This is a genomic window from Lacticaseibacillus sp. 30 (assembly GCF_053819265.1).
Genome location: NZ_JBSOQX010000052.1, coordinates 1 through 3048, shown reverse-complemented (window position 1 = coordinate 3048; position 3048 = coordinate 1). Strand labels below are relative to the sequence as shown.

General features: G+C 51.4%; 1 rRNA gene. It reads right to left on the bottom strand.

Annotation, left to right across the window (positions count from 1 at the left end):
* Positions 1–5 precede the first annotated feature (5 nt).
* Positions 6–2923 (bottom strand): 23S ribosomal RNA (locus tag ACWPAB_RS15110).
* Between the last annotated feature and the right edge of the window lie 125 nt (positions 2924–3048).

The window sequence follows — 3048 nt, the reverse complement described above, 5'->3', positions numbered from 1 at the left end:
CTTACTTGGTTAAGTCCTCGACCGATTAGTACTGGTCCGCTCCATGCATCGCTGCACTTCCACTTCCAGCCTATCTACCTGATCATCTCTCAGGGGTCTTACTTCCATATAGGAATGGGAAATCTCATCTCGAGGGGGGCTTCACACTTAGATGCTTTCAGCGTTTATCCCTGCCGTTCATAGCTACCCAGCGATGCGCCTGGCGGCACAACTGGTACACCAGCGGAACGTCCATCCCGGTCCTCTCGTACTAAGGACAGCTCCTCTCAAATTTCCTGCGCCCGCGACGGATAGGGACCGAACTGTCTCACGACGTTCTGAACCCAGCTCGCGTACCGCTTTAATGGGCGAACAGCCCAACCCTTGGGACCGACTACAGCCCCAGGATGCGATGAGCCGACATCGAGGTGCCAAACCTCCCCGTCGATGTGGACTCTTGGGGGAGATAAGCCTGTTATCCCCAGGGTAGCTTTTATCCGTTGAGCGATGGCCCTTCCATACGGAACCACCGGATCACTAAGCCCGACTTTCGTCCCTGCTCGACTTGTCAGTCTCGCAGTCAAGCTCCCTTATACCTTTACACTCTGCGAATGATTTCCAACCATTCTGAGGGAACCTTTGGGCGCCTCCGTTACATTTTAGGAGGCGACCGCCCCAGTCAAACTGCCTACCTGACACTGTCTCCCGCCACGATTAGTGGCGCGGGTTAGAGTGTTCATACAGCTAGGGTAGTATCCCACCAACGCCTCCATCGAAACTAGCGTTCCGATCTCTACGGCTCCTACCTATCCTGTACAAGCGGTACAAACACTCAATATCAAGCTACAGTAAAGCTCCATGGGGTCTTTCCGTCCTGTCGCGGGTAACCCGCATCTTCACGGGTACTATAATTTCACCGAGTCTCTCGTTGAGACAGTGCCCAAATCATTACGCCTTTCGTGCGGGTCGGAACTTACCCGACAAGGAATTTCGCTACCTTAGGACCGTTATAGTTACGGCCGCCGTTTACTGGGGCTTCAATTCTGGGCTTCGCTTGCGCTAACTCATCCTCTTAACCTTCCAGCACCGGGCAGGCGTCAGCCCCTATACATCATCTTACGATTTAGCAGAGACCTGTGTTTTTGATAAACAGTTGTTTGGGCCTATTCACTGCGGCTGACCTTGCGGTCAGCACCCCTTCTTCCGAAGTTACGGGGTCATTTTGCCGAGTTCCTTAACGAGAGTTCGCTCGCTCACCTGAGGATACTCTCCTCGACTACCTGTGTCGGTTTGCGGTACGGGTAGTTTATTTCTCACTAGAAGCTTTTCTTGGCAGTGTGACATCAGGAACTTCGCTACTATAATTTCGCTCCCCATCACAGCTTGTCCTTAAGACTGCAAGCATTTCACTCGCTGTCAGACTTGCTGCTTGGGCGCACATTTCCAGCCGTGCGCTTTCCTTAGCCTCCTGCGTCCCTCCATCGCTTAAACAAAATAAACTAGTGCAGGAATCTCAACCTGCTTGTCATCGACTACGCCTCTCGGCCTCGCCTTAGATCCCGACTAACCCTGGGAGGACGAGCCTTCCCCAGGAAACCTTAGTCATACGGTGGATCAGATTCTCACTGATCTTTCGCTACTCATGCCGGCATTCTCACTTCTAAGCGCTCCAGCCGTCCTCACGATCGACCTTCAACGCCCTTAGAACGCTCTCCTACCGCGCACCCTTACGGGTGCACCCACAGTTTCGGTATTATGCTTAGCCCCGGTATATTTTCGGCGCAGTGCCACTCGACTAGTGAGCTATTACGCACTCTTTAAATGGTGGCTGCTTCTGAGCCAACATCCTAGTTGTCTGTGCAACGCCACATCCTTTTCCACTTAGCATAAATTTAGGGACCTTAACTGGTGATCTGGGCTGTTCCCCTTTCGACAATGGACCTTATCGCTCACTGTCTGACTCCCGGAGTAAGATCGATGGTATTCGGAGTTTATCTGAATTCAGTAACCCTTGATGGGCCCCTAGTTCAAACAGTGCTCTACCTCCATGATCCATCCTCCGAGGCTAACCCTAAAGCTATTTCGGAGAGAACCAGCTATCTCCAAGTTCGTTTGGAATTTCACCGCTACCCACAACTCATCCCAGCATTTTTCAACATACATGGGTTCGGTCCTCCAGTGTGTTTCACCACACCTTCAACCTGGTCATGGGTAGGTCACTTGGTTTCGGGTCTACATCTGCTTACTCATTCGCCCTGTTCAGACTCGCTTTCGCTACGGCTCCGACTTTTCATCTTAACCTCGCAAGCAAACGTAACTCGCCGGTTCATTCTACAAAAGGCACGCCATTACCCATTAACGGGCTTTGACTAATTGTAGGCACACGGTTTCAGGAACTGTTTCACTCCCCTTCCGGGGTGCTTTTCACCTTTCCCTCACGGTACTGGTTCACTATCGGTCACTAGGGAGTATTTAGCCTTGGGAGATGGTCCTCCCGGATTCCGACGGAATTTCACGTGTTCCGCCGTACTCAGGATCCTGGACGGAGGGTTCGACGTTTCGCTTACAGGGCTTTCACCTTCTGTGGCGCAGCTTTCCAGCTGACTTCGACTACGTCGGACTTTGGTAACTCCAATGTCCAGTCCTACAACCCCGAGAAGCAAGCTTCTCGGTTTGGGCTCTTCCCACTTCGCTCGCCGCTACTATGGGAATCGAGTTTTCTTTCTCTTCCTGCGGGTACTGAGATGTTTCAGTTCCCCGCGTCTGCCGCCGGCCAGCTATGTATTCACTGACAAGCAATACACTGATGTGTACTGGGTTCCCCCATTCGGAAATCTCCGGATCAAAGCTTACTTATAGCTCCCCGAAGCATATCGGTATTAGTTCCGTCCTTCATCGGCTCCTAGTGCCAAGGCATCCACCGTGCGCCCTTTGTAACTTAACCTGTACTGACTTGCGTCAGCGGTTATGCGATGCGAATTTCTTTTTCAGAAACTCATACAAATACGCTGTGTTCTCGGCAATTTAAAACAATTAATACAATGATATCCAGTTTTCAAAGAACAAAGT